The organism is Citrobacter sp. Cpo061, assembly GCF_030332845.1.
GTDB lineage: Bacteria > Pseudomonadota > Gammaproteobacteria > Enterobacterales > Enterobacteriaceae > Citrobacter > Citrobacter portucalensis.
Genome location: NZ_JAOWHB010000023.1, coordinates 18,968 through 42,636, shown reverse-complemented (window position 1 = coordinate 42,636; position 23,669 = coordinate 18,968). Strand labels below are relative to the sequence as shown.

25 protein-coding genes are annotated in these 23,669 nt (G+C 52.1%); 15 read left to right on the top strand and 10 right to left on the bottom strand.

Annotated elements, in window-relative coordinates; genetic code table 11:
• Window position 1 precedes the first annotated feature (1 nt).
• From OGX97_RS02795 to tctD, 4 genes are all read right to left on the bottom strand, one after another.
• The gene (locus tag OGX97_RS02795) at window positions 2–1,288 is read right to left on the bottom strand and encodes an outer membrane beta-barrel protein (protein WP_008785589.1); all 1,287 of its coding nucleotides are present in this window, start codon (window positions 1,286–1,288) and stop codon (window positions 2–4) included.
• Window positions 1,278–2,693, bottom strand: coding sequence for an undecaprenyl-phosphate glucose phosphotransferase (locus tag OGX97_RS02790; RefSeq protein WP_008785590.1), 1,416 nt, complete (start codon window positions 2,691–2,693; stop codon window positions 1,278–1,280). The genes OGX97_RS02795 and OGX97_RS02790 overlap by 11 nt, the downstream gene beginning before the upstream one ends.
• 454 nt (window positions 2,694–3,147) lie before the next feature.
• The gene (locus tag OGX97_RS02785; protein ID WP_267458390.1) at window positions 3,148–4,560 is read right to left on the bottom strand and encodes a sensor histidine kinase; all 1,413 of its coding nucleotides are present in this window, start codon (window positions 4,558–4,560) and stop codon (window positions 3,148–3,150) included.
• Window positions 4,547–5,221: a transcriptional regulator TctD gene (gene tctD, locus OGX97_RS02780; protein ID WP_003826032.1), complete on the bottom strand. Its 675-nt coding sequence runs from the start codon at window positions 5,219–5,221 to the stop codon at window positions 4,547–4,549. The genes OGX97_RS02785 and tctD overlap by 14 nt, the downstream gene beginning before the upstream one ends.
• Window positions 5,222–5,374: 153 nt before the next feature.
• Here tctD and OGX97_RS02775 point away from each other — a divergent pair, with 153 nt between their 5' ends.
• From OGX97_RS02775 to OGX97_RS02765, 3 genes are read left to right on the top strand one after another with little or no spacing between them, the layout of a single operon-like run.
• Window positions 5,375–6,352: a Bug family tripartite tricarboxylate transporter substrate binding protein gene (locus tag OGX97_RS02775; RefSeq protein ID WP_008785593.1), complete on the top strand. Its 978-nt coding sequence runs from the start codon at window positions 5,375–5,377 to the stop codon at window positions 6,350–6,352.
• Between the two features lie 14 nt (window positions 6,353–6,366).
• On the top strand, window positions 6,367–6,801 hold the full coding sequence (locus tag OGX97_RS02770) for a tripartite tricarboxylate transporter TctB family protein (RefSeq protein ID WP_008321484.1): 435 nt from the start codon (window positions 6,367–6,369) through the stop codon (window positions 6,799–6,801).
• A 10-nt stretch (window positions 6,802–6,811) separates the two neighbouring features.
• Window positions 6,812–8,326, top strand: coding sequence for a tripartite tricarboxylate transporter permease (locus tag OGX97_RS02765; RefSeq protein ID WP_003826025.1), 1,515 nt, complete (start codon window positions 6,812–6,814; stop codon window positions 8,324–8,326).
• Window positions 8,327–8,417: 91 nt separating this feature from the next.
• On the opposite strand, the gene OGX97_RS02760 is transcribed toward OGX97_RS02765, so the two are convergent.
• On the bottom strand, window positions 8,418–9,314 hold the full coding sequence (locus tag OGX97_RS02760; RefSeq protein WP_279850952.1) for a LysR family transcriptional regulator: 897 nt from the start codon (window positions 9,312–9,314) through the stop codon (window positions 8,418–8,420).
• Between the two features lie 98 nt (window positions 9,315–9,412).
• On the opposite strand from OGX97_RS02760, the gene OGX97_RS02755 reads away from it, so the two are divergent.
• The 7 genes from OGX97_RS02755 to csiR all read left to right on the top strand — a co-directional run bounded on the left by OGX97_RS02755 (window position 9,413) and on the right by csiR (window position 17,588).
• The gene (locus tag OGX97_RS02755; RefSeq protein WP_128316610.1) at window positions 9,413–10,015 is read left to right on the top strand and encodes a short chain dehydrogenase; all 603 of its coding nucleotides are present in this window, start codon (window positions 9,413–9,415) and stop codon (window positions 10,013–10,015) included.
• A gap of 248 nt (window positions 10,016–10,263) precedes the next feature.
• Window positions 10,264–11,241, top strand: a complete 978-nt coding sequence (glaH, locus tag OGX97_RS02750) for a glutarate dioxygenase GlaH (RefSeq protein ID WP_257119578.1) — start codon at window positions 10,264–10,266, stop codon at window positions 11,239–11,241.
• A gap of 17 nt (window positions 11,242–11,258) precedes the next feature.
• Window positions 11,259–12,527 carry an L-2-hydroxyglutarate oxidase gene (lhgO, locus tag OGX97_RS02745; RefSeq protein WP_235126932.1) on the top strand — a complete coding sequence of 423 codons (1,269 nt, stop codon included), beginning with the start codon at window positions 11,259–11,261 and terminating at the stop codon, window positions 12,525–12,527.
• A gap of 23 nt (window positions 12,528–12,550) precedes the next feature.
• Window positions 12,551–13,999: an NADP-dependent succinate-semialdehyde dehydrogenase gene (gabD, locus tag OGX97_RS02740; protein ID WP_235126930.1), complete on the top strand. Its 1,449-nt coding sequence runs from the start codon at window positions 12,551–12,553 to the stop codon at window positions 13,997–13,999.
• 25 nt (window positions 14,000–14,024) lie between these two features.
• Window positions 14,025–15,308: a 4-aminobutyrate--2-oxoglutarate transaminase gene (gene gabT / locus OGX97_RS02735; protein ID WP_279850954.1), complete on the top strand. Its 1,284-nt coding sequence runs from the start codon at window positions 14,025–14,027 to the stop codon at window positions 15,306–15,308.
• A gap of 147 nt (window positions 15,309–15,455) precedes the next feature.
• Window positions 15,456–16,856: a GABA permease gene (gene gabP / locus OGX97_RS02730; RefSeq protein ID WP_235126927.1), complete on the top strand. Its 1,401-nt coding sequence runs from the start codon at window positions 15,456–15,458 to the stop codon at window positions 16,854–16,856.
• Between the two features lie 45 nt (window positions 16,857–16,901).
• Window positions 16,902–17,588 carry a DNA-binding transcriptional regulator CsiR gene (csiR, locus tag OGX97_RS02725; protein WP_235126925.1) on the top strand — a complete coding sequence of 229 codons (687 nt, stop codon included), beginning with the start codon at window positions 16,902–16,904 and terminating at the stop codon, window positions 17,586–17,588.
• Between the two features lie 12 nt (window positions 17,589–17,600).
• Here csiR and lysM read toward each other — a convergent pair whose 3' ends face one another.
• Together lysM and OGX97_RS02715 are read right to left on the bottom strand one after the other, a co-directional pair.
• Window positions 17,601–18,050 carry a peptidoglycan-binding protein LysM gene (gene lysM / locus OGX97_RS02720; RefSeq protein WP_003037241.1) on the bottom strand — a complete coding sequence of 150 codons (450 nt, stop codon included), beginning with the start codon at window positions 18,048–18,050 and terminating at the stop codon, window positions 17,601–17,603.
• Window positions 18,051–18,145: 95 nt separating this feature from the next.
• A complete protein-coding gene (locus OGX97_RS02715) occupies window positions 18,146–18,304 on the bottom strand; it encodes a YqaE/Pmp3 family membrane protein (protein ID WP_003037242.1) in 159 nt (52 codons plus the stop codon).
• Window positions 18,305–18,487: 183 nt separating this feature from the next.
• On the opposite strand from OGX97_RS02715, the gene OGX97_RS02710 reads away from it, so the two are divergent.
• The 3 genes from OGX97_RS02710 (at window position 18,488) to OGX97_RS02700 (ending at window position 19,594) form a co-directional block, all read left to right on the top strand.
• Window positions 18,488–18,787, top strand: coding sequence for an ArsR/SmtB family transcription factor (locus tag OGX97_RS02710; protein ID WP_003037247.1), 300 nt, complete (start codon window positions 18,488–18,490; stop codon window positions 18,785–18,787).
• 9 nt (window positions 18,788–18,796) lie between these two features.
• Complete coding sequence (locus tag OGX97_RS02705) at window positions 18,797–19,324, top strand: rhodanese family protein (RefSeq protein WP_032944694.1); 528 nt, start codon at window positions 18,797–18,799, stop codon at window positions 19,322–19,324.
• A 90-nt stretch (window positions 19,325–19,414) separates the two neighbouring features.
• The gene (locus OGX97_RS02700; protein WP_235126923.1) at window positions 19,415–19,594 is read left to right on the top strand and encodes a hypothetical protein; all 180 of its coding nucleotides are present in this window, start codon (window positions 19,415–19,417) and stop codon (window positions 19,592–19,594) included.
• A 36-nt stretch (window positions 19,595–19,630) separates the two neighbouring features.
• Here OGX97_RS02700 and stpA read toward each other — a convergent pair whose 3' ends face one another.
• Entirely contained in the window at window positions 19,631–20,032 is a 402-nt protein-coding gene (stpA, locus tag OGX97_RS02695; RefSeq protein WP_008785604.1) for a DNA-binding protein StpA, read from the bottom strand.
• A gap of 557 nt (window positions 20,033–20,589) precedes the next feature.
• Here stpA and alaE point away from each other — a divergent pair.
• Complete coding sequence (gene alaE, locus OGX97_RS02690) at window positions 20,590–21,039, top strand: L-alanine exporter AlaE (RefSeq protein ID WP_003037259.1); 450 nt, start codon at window positions 20,590–20,592, stop codon at window positions 21,037–21,039.
• A gap of 36 nt (window positions 21,040–21,075) precedes the next feature.
• Here the strand turns inward: alaE and OGX97_RS02685 are convergent, their stop codons facing one another.
• Window positions 21,076–21,426: a DUF2002 family protein gene (locus OGX97_RS02685; RefSeq protein WP_003037262.1), complete on the bottom strand. Its 351-nt coding sequence runs from the start codon at window positions 21,424–21,426 to the stop codon at window positions 21,076–21,078.
• Window positions 21,427–21,549: 123 nt separating this feature from the next.
• A complete protein-coding gene (gene pdxR / locus OGX97_RS02680; protein WP_235126922.1) occupies window positions 21,550–22,884 on the bottom strand; it encodes a MocR-like pyridoxine biosynthesis transcription factor PdxR in 1,335 nt (444 codons plus the stop codon).
• A gap of 90 nt (window positions 22,885–22,974) precedes the next feature.
• Between pdxR and OGX97_RS02675 the strand changes: the two genes are divergently transcribed.
• Window positions 22,975–23,406 (top strand): carboxymuconolactone decarboxylase family protein, encoded by a 432-nt coding sequence (locus OGX97_RS02675; protein WP_003825991.1) that lies wholly within the window; start codon window positions 22,975–22,977, stop codon window positions 23,404–23,406.
• Window positions 23,407–23,669 lie beyond the last annotated feature (263 nt).

The window sequence follows — 23,669 nt, the reverse complement described above, 5'->3', positions numbered from 1 at the left end:
TTTAGATCTGAACCTTAGCTTTAAGCATAATCATAGAATTATCATAACCCAACGTTCTAATGACTTCCTGATTGTCGTTGGGACCGATATAAAACGAGTCAGTATCCTTATTCGAATTTAATGTATCTATCTGATATTTAATCTCAAAATTAACCGACGGCGTGTAGTCATAGCTCATGGTGACGCTAAACACGCCATCTTTATCATGTCGATCCTTGTTCTGTTTTTTATAGTCTTCCGAAGTGAATGAGTAGTCCAATAAAGTAGAAAAACGAGTGCCTAACCAGAAATGCTGGTAAGAAAGGCCATACTGGGTCACTAAAATATATCCCCCAACTTCCGATGGGTCTTTAATGCTTTGCGCAGAGTGGGCCGTGAAAACAGACTGTTGTAACGGCTTCCACTCCGCTTTTATGTCCCAGTTTAGACCATTAAAATCATGCGAGTTTGCGTTGTTTTCAAATGTTTTATACAACCATGAAATATTCATGTCGACATTGGTTTTCCCCGTCAACTGCGACTTCAGGCCATACAGTAAATAATACTCATTAGTGTCTTTTTCTGAGTTGTTATCATAGCGACGCTGGTTAGTAATAAAGCTATAGCGAAAGCGCGTTCTGGATGAGTATTGGTCAAAAACTTCCGCTATCAGGCTATTTTCATGCCATTCCTGTTCCTGAATATAATTGTAGAAGTCCTCACTGCTGTCCCGAACATCAGAGGTGTTACCGAAAGTCAGTTTTTTGTATAACAACGCCAGTTCCGCTTTGCCGCGACCATCAGGCGCACCGTAGCTGTAGCGTAATTCACTATTGATAAAATTCGTCGTCAGCGGAGATTTAATCCCATACTGCTCGAACTGACTCGGTAAAAAACCCTCGGTGATGTCACGACCGCGGGATTCATGCCCAAGCGAATCCTCCAGATTGAGGGTTAAGCCATGCTTGAGCCCATACCGCCAGGCACCGTTAAAACGGAAAAAATGATCGTTGTAGTTATCAGCAGAATCGCTTGAGTAGTTACGATAATCCCCAGAGTACATCAGCAAATACTTATCCTGACCACGCTCTCCAATCATACTCAGAACGGGCGCCGCACTCTGAAACGAGGAACCGATAGCATCGCTGCTATGTGGCTGATAAGACACGTTATCATTATAACCATAGTCCACAGCGACCTTGCCCTGGAAGTCTATCCCCGCAAAGCCAATGTGTGATTTCGGTGTTAAATCAGCCCATGCGGACTGCGATATCACGATTCCGGTAATAACGAGTAATTTAGTATGCATTCTTACCGACAAATCCTTTGAAAATAGTTTTAATAATAATTTTTATATCCAGCCATAACGACCAGTTTTGAATGTACTCAATATCGTACTGAACCCTTTTTTCCATCTTATAAAGCGCATCGATCTCCCCGCGGAACCCGTTGATCTGCGCAAGCCCAGTGATCCCTGGCTTAACTTTATGGCGAATCATGTAATTTTCGACCTGTTTTCGGTACTGCTCATTATGCGTAACCGCATGAGGCCTGGGACCGACAATCGACATACTTCCCTGCAAAACATTAATAAATTGCGGAAGTTCATCCAGCGAAGTGCGGCGCAAAAAGCTCCCGAATTTGGTTACCCGCGGATCGTTTTTAGTGGCCTGAATAACCGTATCGGAATTCTCCATGACGCGCATAGAACGAAACTTCCAGACCTTAATTTTTTGCCCACTCAAGCCATAGCGGTCCTGTTTGAAAAAAACCGGCCCACGGGACGTGAGTTTGATACCAATGGCAATCGCCAGCATCAGGGAGGAAATCATCACCATAATGATGCTGCCAAGAACCAAATCTTCCGCCCGCTTAATAAACGAGCCCGCCCCTTCGAACGGTGAACTAAAGATACCGATAGTTTGCAGATTGTGGATGGAGCGTAACTTGGACATGTTGTTACTGTAGGTATAAAAGTCAGGGACAATATAGGTATCTACGGTGGTGTCTGACATCATGGCCAAAAAGTGACGAATGCGATGTAAAGCAACCATCGGTAAAGCAATATAGATTTCGTCTATGTTTCCCTTCTTGGCTTCCTCGACCAGATTGATCACCGGACCACGAAAGGGGCTTTTAACCTTATCAACGACATCGCCACAGCGAGATAAGGCGCGCTCATCATAAAAGGCCAGATCTAATGTGATATTGGCGTATTCATTCATTAGCGCGGTTTCTGCGGCCAGACCATTGTCGGTCAGACCAATAATCGCCACGCGTATACTCTTTTTCGTTGAATACTTAAAAATAAAAAAACGAATGTAGTAAAGAAAAGGTAATGGAATGAAGTACCAGTAAATAATGGCTGAATAAAAAGGAGAAGGCAGTCTGTCTAAGTAGCCCAGTGACTCAGGTTCAGCCACCGTCATACTGACCAGTTCGTTAAAAAAAATCGCCAGCAGCGTACAAAAAACCAAGCGCTTTTGATTACGTAAACCGATCGTCTTAATCTTTTGCTGGTACATTTTAATGTATTCAGCAAACAGCAAGAAAAAGATTGAGAAGAGAAGACTCAAAATGGCAATGGTGTTAAAGGGCACCAAACCCAGCAAATGGGCGCTAAAAATTAACGTCACATTGATAACAATGAAATCGACCAGTTTTAAAAAGACTGGATATCCTTGGCTGCTAATCTTTAGCGATTTTTTAAGCATATCTCAGCCCATTATTTATTGATCTTTAATTGTTTTTTTCTCATTTCATGTTGCTAATTATATCACAAGTCTAAAAGACGCAATGGTACATTGTCAGTAAATGTAAAAAATAATACTCATTACTGTGACAATACTCCCCAGTGAAATCGTATCTATATGATTTTAATGCAGATGATATCAATAGAAGTTTTATCTACCTCAGCAAAAAAGATAACCTTTAACAACATTTTCGCTATTGACAGATAACATCCCATGGTCTATGAAAAAGTGTTTTATGTATGATAAATTGCACAAAAGTATTGTTTTAGTGACGTTGAATCACCTTAGAGGTGCTGTTTAATACAGTAATTAAAATAAAAACAGCTGCCTTACGACAACATTTCAAATGATATTAATAATACAATTAATTACTTTTTATTATAATTAAACAACAAATATCATCATCATGAATACCTCATACGGTAACGCTTAAAAAGCGTACCCGAACCCTCAGCCCACCTAATGTCTCACTACGTGTTAGCTGAGGATGCGTGCGATGCAGACGAGCAATATCATTGACCAGCGCCAGGCCGATCCCGGCGCCTGGGACATTGCCTACGTTATCAAGACGATGAAACGGTAGCAGAGCCTGATGAACCATCTGCTCATCTATGCCCGGCCCGCTATCTTCGACCACCAGCACCACGGCCTCTCCTTCTCGTTGCAGCCGGGCGGTCACCATCCCCTGCGACGGCGTGTATTTCAGTGCGTTATCCAGCAGATTCCCACACAGCTCGCCGAGCAGCACTTCATCTCCCTCGACCCACACCGCGTCCTGTACCCCCTCATAGCCCAGATCGATCCCTTTACTACGCGACTGCGCCAGTCGGGTAAAACAGCTGGTTTGCACCACCTCATACAGATTAACCGGCGAGAAATGCCTTTCCCCCTGCTCCTTGCGCTTCACCGCAGACAGCTGCAACAGCCTCTCCGTCAGTTGAATGGTATTATCGAGCGTGCTACTCATGGCTTGTAAACTCTCATACCATTGCCGCGGTTCGGTGCTGGCGAGAGCCACCGATGCCTGAGTTTTCAGTACCGCCAACGGCGTTTTGAGCTGATGGGAAGCATCCGCGCTGAAGCGCTCCTGACGAGAGATCAGACCGCGAAGTCGGTCCAGATAACGGTTGAAAGCCACAATCAGCAGACGGGTTTCCGACCATGGCAGCAGCTCCGGCAGCGGCGTCAGCAGGCCAGGCTCACGACGCACCATCAGCGATGACAGCTGGCGCATCGGGCGTAGCACCCGGCGCAGCAGCCAGCCAACCAGCACCAGAGTCAGTAGCACCAGCAGCCCTTGCGAAACCCACGAGGAAAACAGCAGCTGTCGCGCCAGATAACGCCGCGATTGCAGCGTTTCGGCAACATAAATCTCCGCCATGCCGACAATGCCGCCTTCGTTGACGGGCTGCAGCAGACGCGCCACGCGGATTGCCTCACCGCGATATTCGGTGTGATAAAACCATGCCAGCGCCGGGTAAAGACGCGTGCGCGAGGTAGCAGGCGGCATCGCCGGTAAATCGTCATAACCAGAGATAACCTTCCCCGCCGGATCAACCACTTTGTAATACAGTCGGTCGTTCATATTCAGTTCAAAGCTGTCCAGCACCACCCATGGCACATTCACTTCCAGCTGTTTATTGCGCACCACCAGCCGCTCGGAAACGGTCCTGGCGGATGAAAGGAGCGTGCGGTCATACGCCTGGGTCGCCGCCTGTAGCGCACTGACATAGCTGTTAAATGCCGACAGCCCCCACAGCAACATTAGCGGCAAGCCCAGAAACATCAGCAGTTGCAGGTACAACGATTGGGGTTTAACCCACTTCATCGCTACGCTCCAGCACATAGCCCAGACCGCGCAGCGTAGCAATACGCACATCGCTTCCCTGTAGCTTTTTGCGCAAACGATGGATATACAGCTCAATGCTTTCGGGACTAACCTCATCACTCAGGCTGAAGACCTGCTCAAACAACTGCTGACGTGAAACCGGCCGCAACCGACGGTACATCAGCACCGTCAACAGCGCCTGTTCACGTGGCGTGAGCGCCAACGGCTGCCCCTGCAACAGAAAATAGCCTTCATCGTGAAACGCCAGCTCCCCCAGTTGCTGTATGCCTTGCACCTGTCCCGCACTGCGACGCAGCAAGGCCCGCAGCCGGGCATCCAGTTCCTCGATTTCAAACGGCTTTGCCAGATAATCATCGGCTCCGACGTTCAACCCTTTCACCCTATCGGCCACCGCGCTACGCGCCGTCAGCAGCAGGACAGGAAGCGTCTGCCCGCGTTTGCGCAGCCGCTGAACGACTTCCAGGCCATCCAGCCCCGGCATATTGATGTCCAGCACCGCCAGCGCATACGTTTCGCTATGTAAAAGATGGTCGGCAGCCAGGCCATCAAACACGCAGTCAACGGCAAAACCGTTTTGCACTAGCGCTTTCTCCAGCCAGTGAGCTAACTCACGGTTATCTTCCGCTAATAAGAGACGCATATCACATCCTGTAAAGTTTCTGCCGCATTGAAAGGGAATTGAAAGGTTAATGTTTTAACAATCACGCAACCGAACTGCTACACATCGGCTCACATAATCACAAAAATCTTCTTCCGTACCTGAAAATCCGGTTTTCCGGTGTGAGGATAAACAATGAAAAAACAGTTATTTCGTACCCTTACTGCAAGCATTTTACTGATGAGTACCTCTGTACTGGCGGAACAAGCGCCGTCGCGCACTGAATGTATCGCCCCTGCTAAACCCGGCGGTGGTTTCGATCTCACCTGTAAGTTGATTCAGGTGAGTTTGATGGAAACCGGCGCTATCGAAAAACCGATGCGCGTGACATACATGCCCGGCGGCGTTGGCGCTGTGGCCTATAACGCGATTGTTGCCCAACGCCCGGCTGAAGCAGGCACCGTGGTGGCCTTCTCCGGCGGCTCCTTGCTGAATCTGTCACAGGGCAAGTTTGGTCGCTACGGCGTGGATGATGTCCGCTGGCTGGCCAGTGTGGGTACCGATTACGGCATGATTGCCGTACGCCAGGACGCGCCATGGAAGACGCTGAAAGATCTGCTGACAGCCATGGAAAAAGATCCCAACAGCGTGGTCATTGGTGCTGGCGCCTCTATCGGTAGCCAGGACTGGATGAAGTCGGCACTGCTGGCGCAAAAAGCCAATGTCGATCCGCACAAGATGCGCTATGTAGCCTTTGAGGGCGGTGGCGAACCGGTTACTGCATTGATGGGAAATCACGTACAGGTGGTTTCCGGCGATCTCAGTGAGATGGTGCCTTACCTCAGCGGCGACAAAATCCGCGTGCTCGCGGTGTTCTCTGATGAACGCCTGCCGGGCCAGTTAGCCAACGTACCAACCGCTAAAGAGCAGGGTTATGACCTCGTGTGGCCAATCATTCGTGGCTTCTACGTTGGGCCAAAAGTCAGCGACGCCGAGTATCAGTGGTGGGTTGATGCCTTTAACAAACTCCAGCAGACCGATGAGTTTAAAAAGCAGCGCGATCTGCGCGGTCTGTTTGAGTTCAACATGAGCGGCAAACAGCTCGACGACTACGTGAAAAAGCAGGTCACGGATTATCGTGAGCAGGCTAAAGCCTTCGGTCTGGCGAAGTAAACGCAGAGGCAAAGATGATGAGCGATCGTATTTTCGCAGGTATCTGGCTGTTGCTCTGCATAGCCGGGCTGTTCGTGGCCTGGCAAATCAGCAGCGAATACAGCTATGAACCCGTAGGGCCGCGTCCCTTCCCGCTTGGCATTATCAGTCTGATGCTGGTCTGCGCCGTGGCGCTGCTGTTGCGCCATCCGGACACCATCAGTTGGCCCCGTCGCCACGTGCTGCAAAAGCTGCTGACGATGGTGATTGTTCTGTTGATGTACGCCTGGGGTTTTGAGTGGCTCGGTTTTCCCATCGCCACCGCCATTCTCACCGTGGTGATTGGCATGCTGTTCGGCGCAACCATCCCGGCTGCAGGAATTTCCGGCGCGGTGCTAGGCATTCTGCTGTGGTATGCCTTTGACAGACTGCTTGACGTCACCTTACCACTCGGCGCCTGGCTGGGTTAACGGAGAAACGATGGATACCTGGATTTATCTTTCTCAGGGTTTCGCGGTGGCAATGACGCCGGAAAACCTGGTCATCGCCTTGATAGGCTGTTTTGTCGGCACCATTGTGGGTTTGTTGCCTGGCCTTGGGCCGATCAACGGCGTGGCGATTCTGCTGCCGTTGGCCTTTGCGCTGCATCTGCCCGCAGAATCCGCGCTGATCCTGCTGGCTACGGTCTACATTGGCTGTGAATATGGCGGGCGCATCTCCTCCATCCTGCTGAACGTGCCCGGCGATGCGGCAGCAATTATGACCGCGCTGGATGGCTACCCGATGGCGCAGCAAGGGCGCGGTGGCGTGGCGCTCTCTATCTCGGCGGTCAGCTCTTTCTTTGGTTCGCTTATCGCCATCGGCGGCATCATTCTGTTTGCCCCAGCGCTAGCCCAATGGTCGCTGGCCTTCGGTCCGGCGGAATACTTTGCCTTAATGGTTTTCGCCATTGCCTGTCTCGGCAGCATGATGGCGCAAAACCCGCTGAAATCATTTCTGGCAGCGCTTATCGGTCTCGGACTTGCGACCGTCGGCGTAGACGCCAACACCGGGGTTTATCGCTTTACTTTTGACAGTGTCCATCTCTCCGACGGTGTGCAGTTTATCGTGGTGGTGATTGGGCTGTTCTCTGTCTCTGAAATATTGTTAATGCTGGAACATACCAGCAGTGGCCAGACGCTGGTGCGTAAAACGGGCCGCATGTTGTTCAACGCCAAAGAAGGTGCACAGTGCGTAGGGGCCACCCTGCGTTCATCAGTGATTGGCTTTTTCGTCGGCGTTCTGCCTGGCGCTGGCGCCACCATTGCCAGTGCCATCACCTACATGACCGAGAAAAAGCTCAGCGGCAACAGCGACAGCTTTGGCAAGGGGGATATTCGTGGCGTAGCGGCGCCAGAAGCCGCCAATAACGCCTCGGCCTGCGGCTCTTTTATTCCGATGCTGACGCTCGGCGTGCCGGGCTCCGGTACTACGGCGGTGATGATGGGCGCGCTGACGCTGTACAACATCACCCCTGGTCCAGCCATGTTTACCGAGCAGCCGGATATCGTTTGGGGGCTGATTGCAGCGCTGCTGATTGCTAACGTAATGCTGCTGGTGATGAACATTCCGCTGATCGGTCTGTTTACCCGCATGCTGACCATCCCGCTGTGGTTTTTAGTACCGGCTATCGCGGCAGTTTCCGCGGTTGGCGTGTACGCCGTTCACAGCACCACCTTCGATTTGGTATTGATGGTCGCCCTCGGCGTGCTGGGCTACATCCTGCGTAAAATGCACTTCCCAATGTCGCCATTGATTCTGGGCTTCGTTCTCGGGGAAATGCTGGAGCAGAACCTGCGCCGGGCGTTGTCTATCAGTAACGGCAGTATGGATATTCTGTGGGCCAGCGGCGTGGCGAAAGTGCTGCTGGTGATGGCGGTACTGGTTATCGTGGTCCCGCCGGTGCTGCGCATGATCCGTAAACGCAACAGCAAACCGCAGGTGGATATCGGTTAATAATATGCCGGATGGCGGCGCTATTGCGCCCTATCCGGCCTACAATTTGGCTCGGTTGTAGGCCGGATAAGTGCAACGCCATCCGGCATTTTTATTTTCCGCGCAGCCCCTGCGTTCCTTCCAGCACATGTTCAACAAACCGTGTCAGCTTAGGCAACGGACGCAAATCCTGTCGCCACAGCAAATGAATTGGCCGCGGCTGCGGCGTAAACCCTTCCAGGATCCGAATCAATTTCCCCGTAGCCAGTTCTTGCGCCAGCAGCACCTCAGGTTGTAATAACAGCCCAGCCCCCGCTACTGCCGCCATACGCAGGCCATGACCATCGTTACAGCGCAGGATCGCATCGCGCTTCCATCTGACCTCCCCCGTCACGCCAGGCAGTATCCACTCGTTTCGAGCCGTCCACACGGTATGAGACAGGCACAGATGATCCACCAGATCCGCGGGCGTCCGGGGGGTGCCATGGCGAGCAAGATAATCTGGCGAAGCACAAATTGCCATACGGTAGGGACACAGGTATTTCGCCACCACGTCAGTCTGATGGATATCGCCAATGCGGATCGCCAGATCGACACCTTCATTCAACAGATCAACCATCCGGTTGGTGAGATCCAGTTCAATACGCACCTCTGGCCAGGTCTGTAAAAACGCAGCGGCCAGCGGCGAGATCACGCAAGCGCCAAAAGAAGTGGGCGCGCTAATGCGCAGCGTCCCCGCAGGTGCCAGCCGCAGACGCTCTACCGAACGTTCGGCTATCGATACCTGCTCCAGCACGCGACGGGCTTCTTCAAAATAGACGCGTCCGGCATCGGTCAGACTCTGGCGGCGCGTATTGCGCTCCAGCAAACGTGTGCCGAGCTGCGCTTCCAGTTGGGTGATATATTTTCCCACCATCACCGCAGACATCTCGAGCCTCGTCGCCGCAGAAGTAAAGCTCCCACTCTCCACCACGGCGACAAACGTTTCCATGCCGCGCAGTTTATCCATATTACAAACCCCTGGTTAGTAATCATCTAACTTTTAGCCAGTTTATCTGATTTCATTTTCATTAAAGAATAGCGGCTCACACTATTGCGGAGGTGGTTATGAAAATCGTCATTATTGGTGCCAGTGGTACAGTGGGTCGCGCAGTTACAGAAACATTGAGCCGTAAACATGAGGTGGTCCGCGTGGGTCGCACTCAGGGTGATTACCAGGTCGATATCACCTCGCAGGAGAGTGTCGAGGCCTTGTTTGAAAAAGTCGGTCGGGTAGATGCGATCGTTTCCGCCACCGGTAATCTGTTCTTTGGGCCGCTGTCGACCATGACCGACCAGGACTTTAATCAGGGGCTTCAGGATAAGCTATTAGGCCAGATACGCCTGGCATTAACCGGGCAGCATTTCCTGAATGATGGCGGATCGATAACGTTAATTAGCGGCATTATCGCCCACGAGCCCATCGCCCAGGGGACAAACGCCGCAACGATCAATGCCGGGCTGGAAGGATTTGTTCGCGCCGCGGCCTGTGAACTGGGCCATGGTCAACGCATTAACCTGATAAGTCCGACCGTGCTGAGTGAGTCCGCCGAAGCTTACGACAGTTTCTTCCCGGGCTTTGAAAGCGTGCCCGCCACCACCGTCGCCAACGCCTACCGCCGCAGTGTGGAAGGCATCCAAACAGGGCGTATTTATAAAGTCGGTTACTGATTTTGTCGCTGCCGTTGACTCATCACCAACGGCAGCGTGATTAACCCACTGTTTTAAAAAACTATATCTTTTCCCTCGCATTAACCCACACCCTTCATAATGTTAAATATTTGTTGCTTTTGATCACAAATAATAAACAAACAAGTTCATTCTGTGCGCGTTTTCCAAAAATGTAGATATTTTTAATTTATGGCTACGAAACGAGCTGCGCCATATCTCCCTGACAATCTACTGAGAGGAACGATTTGATGAACGCACTGACTGCCGTAAAACCGAACACGGAAGATCCAGCCCAGCACTACAGCGGTTTCACGCTGAAACCGTCAGCCCAATCCCCACGCCTGCTGGAGCTGACTTTTTCTGCTGAGACCACTGAGCAATTTCTGCAGGCCGTCTCGCAGTGGCCGGTTCAGGCGCTGGAATACAAATCCTTCTTGCGCTTCAAAGTGGGCAAGATCCTCGACGACCTGTGCGGCAATCAGTTACAGCCCCTGCTGCTGAAAACCCTGCTCGATCGTGCCGAAGGCGCACTGCTAATCAATGCCGTTGGCGTAGACGACGTGGCGCAGGCGGAAGAGATGGTCAAGCTGGCAACGGCGGTAGCGCACCTCATCGGACGCTCTAATTTTGATGCGATGAGCGGTCAATATTACGCACGTTTTGTGGTGAAAAACGTCGATAACTCAGACAGCTATCTGCGCCAGCCTCACCGAGTGATGGAATTACACAACGACGGAACCTACCTCGAAGAAATCACCGATTACGTGCTGATGATGAAGATCGACGAGCAGAACATGACCGGCGGTAACTCGCTGCTGCTGCACCTCGACGACTGGGAGCATCTGGATCAGTACTTTACCCATCCTCTGGCACGTCGCGCCATGCGCTTTGCCGCACCGCCAAGCAAAAACGTCAGTCAGGAAGTGTTCCATCCTGTATTTGACGTTGACCAGCAGGGCCGCCCGGTAATGCGCTACATCGACCAGTTCGTCCAGCCAAAAGACTATGAAGAAGGCGTCTGGCTGAGTGACCTGTCCGATGCGCTGGAAACCAGCAAGAGCATTATTTCCGTTCCGGTTTCAGTGGGTAAATTCCTGCTGATCAACAACCTGTTCTGGCTGCACGGGCGCGATCGTTTCACTTCGCATCCGGACTTGCGCCGCGAACTGATGCGCCAGCGTGGTTATTTTGCGTACGCGACCAACCACTACCAGACCCATCAGTAAGCGCGAAGGAAAAGCGGATGTATGATTTTGTGATTATTGGCGGCGGCATTATCGGCATGTCGACCGCCATGCAGCTGATTGATATCTATCCGGACGCCAAAATCGCGCTACTGGAAAAAGAGTCCGGCCCGGCCTGCCACCAGACGGGCCACAACAGCGGCGTCATTCATGCCGGGGTCTATTACACCCCCGGCAGCCTGAAGGCACAATTTTGCCTGGCCGGAAATCGCGCCACAAAAGCCTTTTGCGACCAAAACGGCATCCGCTACGACGTCTGCGGAAAAATGCTGGTTGCCACCTCCGCTCTGGAAATGGAGCGCATGCGCGCGCTTTGGGATCGCACCGCCGCTAACGGTCTGGAGCGCGAATGGCTGAATGCGCATGAACTTCGCGAGCGTGAACCTAATATCACCGGACTGGGCGGCATTTTTGTCCCGTCGAGCGGGATTGTCAGCTACCGCGAAGTCACCGCCGCGATGGCGAAGATTTTCCAGGCTAAAGGCGGTGAGATTATTTACAACGCCGAGGTCAGCGCGCTGAAAGAGCATGCTGCGGGCGTAATTGTCCGTACCCGTCAGGGCCAGGAATATGAAGGCGCGACGCTGATTAGCTGTTCTGGCCTGATGGCGGACCGACTGGTAAAAATGCTCGGCGTTGAACCTGGCTTTATCATCTGTCCGTTCCGGGGCGAATATTTCCGCCTGGCGCCAGAACATAATCAGATAGTTAACCATTTGATCTACCCCATCCCCGACCCGGCGATGCCGTTTCTCGGCGTTCATCTGACCCGGATGATTGACGGCAGCGTCACCGTCGGCCCCAACGCGGTACTGGCATTTAAACGTGAAGGCTACCGTAAACGTGACTTCTCGCTCAGCGATACGCTGGAGATCCTCGGCTCTTCTGGTATTCGCCGCGTGCTGCAAAACAACCTGCGCTCAGGGCTTGGCGAAATGAAGAATTCGCTGTGCAAAAGCGGTTATCTGCGGCTGGTACAAAAGTACTGCCCGAGCCTGACGCTTAAGGATCTGCAGCCGTGGCCTGCGGGCGTACGGGCACAGGCGGTATCACCTGATGGCAAGCTTATCGACGATTTTCTGTTTGTCACCACGCCACGCTCAATTCACACCTGTAACGCCCCTTCTCCGGCAGCAACGTCGGCAATCCCTATCGGCGCACATATTGTCAGCAAAGTTCATGCGCTGCTGGAGAACCAGAGTAACCCCGGACGCACGCTGCGTGCGGCACGTAGCGTGGAGACATTACACGCCGCATTTACCCGTTAAACCGATTAAGACAGGAAGCAATCATGCAACTTAACGATCCAACATTATTTCGCCAGCAGGCACTGATCGACGGCAACTGGCGTGACGCCAACAGCGGCGAGACCATCGCGGTGACCAATCCCGCCAACGGTCAGCAATTGGGTAGCGTACCGAAAATGGGGGCGGAAGAAACTCGCGAAGCGATTAACGCCGCTAACCGCGCCCTCCCCGCCTGGCGTGCGCTGACCGCCAAAGAGCGGGCCAACATCCTGCGTCGCTGGTTCAACCTGATGATTGAGCATCAGGACGATCTTGCCCGCCTGATGACCCTGGAACAGGGTAAACCGCTGGCGGAGGCCAAAGGCGAAATCACCTATGCCGCCTCATTTATTGAGTGGTTTGCCGAAGAGGGCAAACGCATTTATGGCGATACGATCCCTGGCCATCAGGCCGATAAGCGTCTGATCGTCATCAAGCAGCCGATCGGCGTTACCGCCGCGATTACGCCGTGGAACTTCCCCTCAGCGATGATCACCCGTAAAGCCGGTCCGGCGCTGGCAGCAGGCTGTACGATGGTGCTTAAACCCGCCAGCCAGACCCCTTACTCCGCACTGGCGCTGGCAGAACTGGCTAATCGCGCCGGGATCCCGGCTGGTGTTTTCAGCGTGGTGACAGGTTCTGCGAGCGCGGTTGGTAACGAGCTGACCGGCAACCCGCTGGTGCGCAAACTGTCATTTACCGGCTCAACCGAAATTGGCCGTCAGTTAATGCAGCAGTGCGCCAAAGACATCAAAAAGGTATCGCTGGAGCTGGGCGGCAATGCGCCGTTTATCGTCTTTGACGATGCCGATCTCGATAAAGCCGTGGAAGGTGCGCTGGCATCGAAGTTCCGTAACGCCGGGCAAACCTGCGTCTGCGCCAATCGCCTGTACGTGCAGGACGGCGTGTATGAGCGTTTTGCCGAAAAACTCCAGCAGGCGGTGAGCAAGCTGCATCTCGGCGATGGTCTGCAACCTGACGTCACCACCGGACCGCTGATCGACGAGAAAGCGGTTGCCAAAGTGCAGGAACACATCGCCGACGCTCTGGATAAAGGCGCACGCATTATCGCGGGCGGTAAACCTCATGCACTCGGCGGTAACTTCTTCCAGCCCACCATTCTGGTAGATGTGCCTGATAACGCGAAGGTCGCCAAAGAAGAAACCTTCGGCCCGCTGGCTCCGCTGTTTCGTTTTAAAGACGAAGCTGACGTCATCGCTCAGGCCAACGACACCGAGTTTGGTCTGGCCGCCTATTTCTACGCCCGTGATTTAAGCCGCGTCTTCCGCGTTGGCGAAGCGCTGGAATACGGCATCGTCGGGATTAACACCGGCATTATCTCCAACGAAGTCGCCCCGTTTGGGGGGATAAAAGCCTCCGGTCTTGGCCGTGAAGGATCGAAATACGGCATCGAAGACTACTTAGAAATCAAATATATGTGCATCGGCCTTTAATAAAACAAATACTGGAGAACACCTGATGAGCACCAACAAAGAACTTATGCAACGTCGCAGCAACGCCGTTCCCCGTGGCGTAGGCCAGATCCACCCTATTTTTGCCGAGCGGGCAGAAAACTGTCGGGTCTGGGACGTTGAAGGCCGTGAATTCCTCGACTTTGCTGGCGGTATTGCGGTGCTGAACACCGGTCACCTGCACCCGCAGATCGTCTCTGCGGTAGAAGCGCAATTGAAAAAGCTGTCTCATACCTGTTTCCAGGTGCTGGCCTATGAGCCGTACCTGGAGCTGTGTGAAATCATGAACAAGAAAGTGCCGGGTGATTTCGCCAAGAAAACCCTGCTGGTGACCACCGGTTCTGAAGCGGTAGAAAACGCGGTGAAAATCGCCCGCGCCGCCACCAAGCGTACGGGGACTATCGCCTTTAGCGGCGCTTACCACGGTCGTACCCACTACACCCTGTCACTGACCGGGAAAGTCAATCCGTACTCCGCCGGAATGGGGCTGATGCCGGGTCACGTCTATCGCGCGCTTTATCCTTGCCCTCTGCACGGCATCAGTGAAGATGATGCTATCGCCAGCATTCACCGCATTTTCAAAAACGATGCCGCGCCAGAAGACGTCGCCGCCATCGTGATTGAACCCGTTCAGGGCGAAGGTGGCTTTTACGCAGCCTCTCCTTCCTTTATGCAACGGCTGCGCGCCATTTGTGACGAACACGGGATCATGCTGATTGCCGATGAAGTACAGAGCGGTGCGGGCCGTACCGGTACGCTGTTTGCCATGGAGCAGATGGGCGTTGCGCCCGATCTCACCACATTCGCCAAATCCATCGCCGGAGGCTTCCCGCTGGCGGGCGTGACCGGACGCGCCGAAGTCATGGACGCAATCCCACCGGGCGGTCTGGGCGGTACCTATGCCGGTAACCCAATTGCCTGCGCCGCCGCGCTGGCGGTACTGAACATTTTTGAACAGGAAAATCTGCTGCAAAAAGCCAACGAGCTGGGACAAACCCTGCGCGAAGGCCTGCTGGCTATCGCGGAAACCCATCGCGAGATTGGCGACGTACGCGGGCTGGGCGCGATGATTGCTATCGAACTGTTCGAAAACGGCGACCACACGAAACCAGACGCCAAACTGACTGCGGAAGTGGTGGCGCGTGCACGCGAGAAAGGACTAATCCTGCTCTCCTGCGGACCTTACTACAACGTGCTGCGCATTCTTGTCCCGCTGACCATTGAAGATGCGCAAATCCGCCAGGGGCTGGACATTATCGCCCAATGTTTTGCCGAGGCAAAGCAAGATTAAACCCCCGAATAAAAACGGGAAATTGTAGGCCGGATAAAGCGCAAGCGCTGCCATCCGGCAATGTTGTGATGCCCGGTGGCGCTACGCTTACCGGGCCTACGGGTAAGGTGCAGGAAGCGACGTCAATAACAATAACGAGGTTTAAAGATGGGGCAAGTGTCACAATCACATGATTTAGGGGGCGGGCTGAAATCACGCCACGTCACCATGCTGTCTATTGCCGGGGTAATCGGCGCAAGTCTGTTCGTCGGTTCAAGTGTGGCGATTGCAGAAGCCGGTCCCGCAGTATTATTAGCCTATCTGTTCGCCGGATTGCTGGTGGTGATGATTATGCGCATGCTGGCCGAAATGGCCGTTGCCACCCCGGATACCGGTTCTTTTTCCACTTACGCCGATAAGGCCATTGGCCCGTGGGCGGGTTACACCATCGGCTGGTTGTACTGGTGGTTCTGGGTGTTAGTTATCCCTCTGGAAGCGAATATTGCCGCCATCATTCTGCACTCCTGGGTATCGGGCATTCCTATCTGGCTGTTTTCTCTGGTTATCACGCTGGCGTTAACCGGCAGTAACTTGCTGAGCGTTAAAAATTACGGTGAATTCGAGTTCTGGCTGGCGCTGTGCAAAGTGATTGCCATTCTGGCGTTTATTACCCTCGGTGCGGCGGCGATTAGCGGTTTCTACCCTTATGCCGAGGTTAGCGGAGTTTCACGCCTGTGGGATCAGGGCGGCTTTATGCCCAACGGTTTTGGCGCCGTGATCAGCGCGATGTTAATCACCATGTTCTCCTTTATGGGCGCAGAGATAGTTACCATCGCCGCCGCCGAATCCGATACCCCGGATAAACATATCGTTCGCGCCACCAACTCGGTTATCTGGCGTATCTCAATCTTCTATCTGTGCTCTATTTTTGTGGTGGTGGCGCTGATCCCGTGGAACATGCCGGGCCTGAAAGAAGTCGGTTCTTACCGCTCGGTGCTGGAGCTACTGCATATCCCGCACGCGAAATTGATCATGGACTGCGTCATTTTGCTGTCGGTGACCAGCTGTCTTAACTCCGCGCTGTATACGTCATCGCGTATGCTCTACTCCCTGAGCCGCCGTGGCGATGCCCCCGCCTTTATGGGTAAAACGAACCGCAGCAAAACGCCTTATGTGGCGGTATTACTGTCGACAGGTGCTGCGTTCCTCACCGTCATCGTCAACTATTACGCCCCGGCCAAGGTATTTAAATTCCTGATCGACAGCTCCGGTGCCATCGCGCTGCTGGTGTATCTGGTCATTGCCGTTTCTCAACTGCGGATGCGCAAAATCCTGCTGGCGCGAGGTGGTGAAATTAAACTGAAAATGTGGCTCTATCCGTGGCTTACCTGGCTGGTCATCGCGTTTATTATCTTTGTGCTGGTGGTCATGCTGTTTCGCCCGGCCCAACAGCTGGAAGTTATCTCTACCGGGTTGTTAGCCATAGGAATTATTTGCACCGTGCCCATTATGTCACGCTGGAAAAAACTGCTATCGTGGCAAAAAGCACCATTGCAAAATACGCATTAAACCTGTTCCCGGCGCAGGCCGGGAAATCCTTTCAGGAGTATGACCATGACCGCCATTCCCCAACCGACGGCCATTGATGGATACCGCTGGCTGAAGAACGACATCATCCGCGGTGTGTATCAGCCTGATGAAAAACTGCGTATGAGTCTGCTAACCTCACGCTATGAGCTAGGCGTGGGACCGCTGCGCGAAGCGCTTTCGCAGTTAGTTGCCGAGCGGTTAGTGACAGTAGTTAATCAGAAAGGGTATCGTGTCGCCCCGATGTCAGAGCAGGAGTTGCTCGATATTTTCGATGCCCGCGCCAATATGGAAGCCATGCTGGTCGCGCTGGCCATTGAACGCGGCGACGACGCCTGGGAAGCTGAAATTCTGGCGCGCGCGCATATGCTCAGTAAGCTTGAAGCCATTGATGCCAGCGAACAGATGCTCGACGAGTGGGATCAGCGCCATCAGGCGTTTCACTCGGCGATTGTCGCCGGCTGTGGTTCACAATATCTGCTGCAAATGCGTGAACGGCTGTTTTCTCTGGCGGCGCGCTACCGGTTTATCTGGCTGCGTAAAACGGTACTGTCGGTTGAAATGCTGGAAGACAAACACGATCAGCACAAGACGCTGACCGAAGCGATTCTGGCACGTGATGCCGTGCGCGCCAGCGAATTAATGCGCCAGCACTTGCTGACGCCGATTCCGATTATTCAACAGGCTATGAGCGGTAAATTGCTGACGCAATAAGCCTGAATAATATTACTGTTCCGGAATACGTAAAACCTGCCCAGGATAGATTTTATCCGGGCTTTTTAGCATTGGTTTATTCGCTTCAAATATCTGGTTATATAGGTTGGCATTACCGTAAACCTGTTTGGCAATAGCGCTCAGGGTATCCCCAGATTTCACGGTATAAAACTGGCTTTCGCTCGCGGGTGCAGAGGTTTTAACCTGATCATCTACGCTGGCGATACCAGAGATATTACCAATCGCGATCAGAATTTTTTCTTTTGCTTCCTGACTTAATCCATCACCAGAAACAGTAGCTTTGCCTTCGTTAATTTGCACATCCACTTTATCCGCATCAGGGATGCCGGTTTTGTTCAGGTGTTCCTGCACTTTTTTTGCCAGATCGGCTGTGTCATGGTTTCCAGTGACCGCATCCCACAGTTTTTCACCTGCATCTTTTACAAAATTGAAGAGTCCCATATCCACCTCGGTAATTAACAATCAACACCCAAAAGTGTAGCAGAGGAGAAAGGGACACAAAGAAAACGGCGCCGAAGCGCCGTAGTAGAAAGGAATTAATTACGCGTCTGTATCCAGAAGGCGTGGATCAAACCTGGGATGTAGCCCAGCAGCGTCAGAACGATATTGAGGATAAATGCCCAGCCGAACCCCTTCCCCAGCAGCACGCCAAGCGGGGGCAGAATAATAGTAAAAACGATTCTCCAGAAACCCATGCACACTCCCTACAAGCAAAAATTAATCATTGTTTAAAAAGAGATTTTATCTCTAAGAGTAGCCATTCTACCCAACTCTGCCAGTATTCCGCGGCTGTTTTACCCTCCTTTACGCTCTTTACGCTGGCGTACGTTGGTTACTTATTTTAGAATACACTTAATTTAGACAACACTTAAATACATATGACTGAACTTGAACAACTCCAGGCCAGCGCTGAACAGGCTGCCGCCCTGCTAAAAGCGATGAGTAATCCGAAACGGTTGCTGATTTTGTGCATGCTCTGTGGTTCACCCGGTACCAGCGCGGGTGAGTTAGCCCGTGTTACCGGCCTTAGTCCTTCCGCCACTTCCCAGCATCTGGCGCGTATGCGTGAAGAAGGTCTGATAGAAAGCCAGCGCGATGCCCAGCGCATCCTCTACTCCATTAAAAATGCGGCCGTGAATTCGCTGATCGCCACATTAAAAACACTGTATTGCCCATAAGGAGCCATCATGACTATTGGGACGATTTCCCCACGCGAGGCGCAGACACTGGTCGCGCAGGGTGCAAAACTGATTGATATCCGCGATGCTGACGAGTATCTGCACGAGCATATTCCTGAGGCACATCTGGCGCCATTACCCGCGCTTGAGCAGGGATCGCTGCCAGCGAATTTACGCGCCGAGCAGGTGATTTTTCACTGCCAGTCAGGCAAACGTACACAAAATGCGGCAACAAAACTGAGCGCCATCGCCGCACCCGCGCAGGTCTGGTTGCTGGAAGGTGGAATTGACGGCTGGAAAGCCGCAGGGTTGCCGGTGGCGAAAGACAGTTCACAACCGTTACCGCTGATGCGTCAGGTGCAGATAGCCGCAGGCAGCCTTGCCCTACTCGGCGTTATTCTGGGCTATAGCGTTAGTAGCGCCTTCTTCCTGCTGAGCGGTTTTGTGGGCGCCGGGCTGATACTCGCTGGTGTAACTGGCTTTTGCGGTATGGCGCGATTACTGGACATCATGCCCTGGAACCGACGTACTCATTAAGCGGTAATCATTGAAACAGCACTGTACCCGCCGGTTGACGTGATCTATGGTGAGTTCTGCGATAAATGATAAATAAAGGAGCACAACAATATGTTTAAACCTGGCGATCTGGTTCAACCGCGTATGGGCGGTCCAAAACTGAAGGTTGTTGAAGTCAATGACGATCAAATTGTGGCGGTACAAGCCAGTAATGAAAGCGGTGATAAATTCACGCTGAAAGCAGCTGATGTCACGCGATATAACGAAGAGGGTGATTTCGGCGTTTGCTGAAAATAAGCGGTGAGGATCTCCTCACCGCCTTCGCAATTAGATCAAAAAGTCATCAAGAGATTTACCGGCAGCCAGCGCCTGGGCAATTGGCTTCGGTGTGCGACCTTGTCCGGTCCATGTTTTCGTTTCACCATTGAGATCGATAAAACGATATTTCGCCGGGCGCGGTTGGCGTTTTTTAACTGAACGTGCCGTCGCAGGTGTTATGCTCAGCAGCTCCTCCGGGCTGATCCCGTCTGCCTGCATCTGCGCCAGCAAGGCATTAATTTTTGCCTGCTGTTCTGCACGTTGGCGCTGTAGCTGTTCTTCTTCATCGCGCCGTTCTTTGGTCACTACCCTGAATTTTTCAAGCATATCTTCCAGTACATCAACGGAAAATTCACGAGCCATTGCACGCAGCGAGCGGATATTATTTAAGTTTTTTAACATTGAACTCATATTAACAAAACCTCTTTAACGTAAAACATAAAAACGGTATTACGCTAAATATTGTATGCAACCAATTATTATATTTCCAGTCTAATTTATTCGTTTGTCATTAAACAAATAGCCAACTCTGATATTTATAGCATCCATTCTGCTATCGCCCAGACAATATATTCTATTACCCTGATTGCAGCTTTGAATATACCTGCAAGGTATCTCAGCGCGTCACTTAAGAAACAAGCCACGGCATCTCGTGGAACCAACGAGTATACATATTGCACATCAGTCAACATTCAGAAAAGGAGCGCAAAAAATTCAGAAAAACAAGCAACAATAACTCTTTGATCTAAAAAGACTTTAATTAACACAGCAACGAAAACACCAAAACGAACAAAAAACAAACCATTACAGAGCATTTTATCGACAAAAAGACAATAAATAAAAATTTTCAGCTAGTTGATAGTTATTATCCAGGCAGATATCCTATTAAAACGCGAAAGCAGCAAGACAAATCACTAGCAGTTAAGGTATTCAAAACCTTTTTTCCCCTTTTTACAAGGAGCATTAACATGTTCTCTCCGCAGTCACGCTTGCGTCATGCAGTAGCAGACACGTTCGCGATGGTTGTTTATTGTTCTGTCGTGAACATGTTGATCGAAATATTCCTTTCTGGAATGAGCTTCGAACAGTCGCTGTATTCCAGATTAGTCGCTATCCCTGTCAACATACTGATCGCGTGGCCATACGGCATGTATCGTGATTTGTTCATGCGCGCGGCCCGTAAAGCCACGCAGGCAGGATGGGCAAAAAATCTGGCGGATGTGCTGGCTTATGTCACCTTCCAGTCGCCGGTGTATGTGATTATTCTGCTGACGGTTGGCGCAGACTGGCATCAGATTACGGCTGCAGTAAGTTCGAACATCGTGGTGTCAATGCTGATGGGCGCTGTCTATGGCTACTTTCTTGATTATTGCCGCCGCTTGTTTAAGGTCAGCAGCTATCATCAGGCTAAAGCCTGACACGCTTCTTCGCGACTGGCACTGCCAGTCGCGTTATTAGTTAGAATTAACGTCGCCAAACAGTCCGCTCAGATAACGTTCAAGCGCAATACGCGAGCTAAAGCCGTGCGGAATACCATAATGCTCATGAGTCTCTCCGGCTAAATACAGCGGGAATTGCTGGTAATGATCGCAAGTTTTAATATCCGTTGCCGGTTCCGCCAGCGAAGAGCTACGCTCTTTCAACGTGGGATGGATAATTAATGCGGTACGCCCCATGCGAGCTTCACGATTAACATACACATAATTTTCGCCACGCCGATAGCCGTACGTTTTCTGCGTCACTACATCAACGGTAAAGCCCACTTTTTCAAGTACGCGCGCCACCTCATCAGGTCGTAAATACATATTATTTTCCTCGTTATCTTTTACTGCGGGCTTACCTTACCTGATTCAGCATTAGCAACGCTTTCAGAAAAGTCCATAAACGAGTGAACACGATGAGACGAATATCTTAAGTAACGTACAGATTTATGTCAGCGCCAACCTCAGTTGGTAGGCCGCCTGTTGCGCCATTTCCGCCGAGCTGATATTGGTAAATGACAGAAATATTCCCCCCTTTCCTTCTGACGTTATTCGCCAGCGGCTTAGCGCCTGAACCGCTAACCCGGCCTGATTCGCTTTGCGCACCAGCGCAGTATCATCTCCGTCTACACTCATCACCAGTTGAATCCCACCTTCCTGAGGAATGACTCTAAACCCTTGTTCGGTCAGGGCGTTTTCCATCCATTGTCGTCGTTCGGCATAATGCTGTCGCATACGTTTTAAGTGTCGCCAGAAGTGGCCGTCTCGCATAAAATCCGCCAGCGTTTGCTGCCATAGAACCGGGACGCTACAGGCCGTTAGCGCCGCTTGCTGGCGAAAGCGTTCAACCTGGGTCAGAGGCACCACCAGCCATGCCGTACGCAAAGCCGGAAACATCGATTTGCTGAACGTTCCGGCATAAATCACCCGCTGAGGCGCATCCAGACTTTTTAGCGGCGGCAACGGCTTACCGTGGTAACGAAATTCACTGTCATAGTCATCTTCGATTACCCACGCCTGCGCGCGAGTCGCCCACTCCAGCAACTGGTGGCGACGGTCCAAAGACAGTGCTACCCCCAGAGGGCTTTGATGTGCGGGAGTGAGCAGTACAAAACGCGCCAGCGGGTAGTCGCGGATCCCGGCGCTGACATCCAGACCATCGGCATCCACCGCTACCGGCATCAACTCAATGCGTTCCTGAGCCACCACGGGCCGGATCAGCGGAAAACCGGGATCTTCGACCCACATTCCCTCACCGGGATGCGCCAGAGCGCGCAGGATTAACGTCATTGATGCCGCATAGCCTGAAGTGATAAAAATCTGCTCTGGCTGGCATTCAATGCTGCGTGAAACGCGCAGATAATCAACAATTGCCTGGCGTAACACCCGTTCACCACATACATCGCCCACCGCCAGATCAAAACGCGTTTGGGTGCGTAAACGCCGTCCCATCACCCGTGCCCAGACTTCACGCGGAAAAAGATCGAGTGCGGGTAATCCCATCTGAAATAGTTGCGGTCTGGGATTTTCTCCGGCGAAGATGGCAGGCGATGCAGGCGCCCTTTCTGGTCGCAGTTGCTCACTGACAAACGTTCCTGCCTGTCCACGCCGCGCGAGCCAGCCTTGCGCCACCAGCTCTGCATAGGCATTTTCCACCGTCGAGCGTGATACTCCCAGCTCCTGGGCCCAGGTCCGGCTGGAGGGCAATCTGGTACCGGGCTTGAGTTCGCCTTTCTCAATTGCGTTTTTTAACTGACGGGCGATTTGCTGATAACGTGGCATTTATGGTCTGCTTTTTTGGTAACAATATGGCTCTCTGTTGCAGTCCATTATAGTGCTACATTGCGGGTCATCCAAACGAGGAGAAATACCATGACAATGTTACGCCAGCCCTATTACGAACTCAGTCCCGAAATCTATAACGCTCTGGTTCAGGCAAGCCAAGCGCTGGAAAACTGCGCGCTGGAACCTACGTTGACGGAACTGATTTACCTGCGGGTCTCGCAAATCAACGGCTGCGCCTTTTGTCTGGAAATGCACAGTAAAGCACTGCGCAAATCCGGTGTTGCGCAGGCCAAACTGGACGCACTGGCAGGCTGGCGGGTGAGTCACCACTTCAGCGAGCAGGAACGTGCGGCGCTGGCGTGGGCCGAATCGGTCACCCAGATTGCCACTACTCACGCTGAAGATGACGTTTATCTGCCGCTGCTAGACCATTTCAGCGCGAAAGAAATTAGCGACCTGACATTTGCCATTAGTCTGATGAACTGCTTTAACCGTCTGGCGGTGGGGATGCGCATGTGATTCTGCGCTGCCGGATGGCGACATAAATGCCTTATCCGGCCCAGGATGTACTTTCCTGTAGGCCGGATTAGACGCGACGCGTCGCCATCCGGCAACCTGCGATGGTACATACCACTTCCCCCGCCACGCTCATCACCCAGCTCATCATCAATCTAAAATTCCCATATCTTGTATGGTTGAATCTTTTTAAAACTACATCTAGTATCTCTCCTATCAGGACACACACAACCCGACGCCCTTCATCGCGCCGATCCTTTATTTTT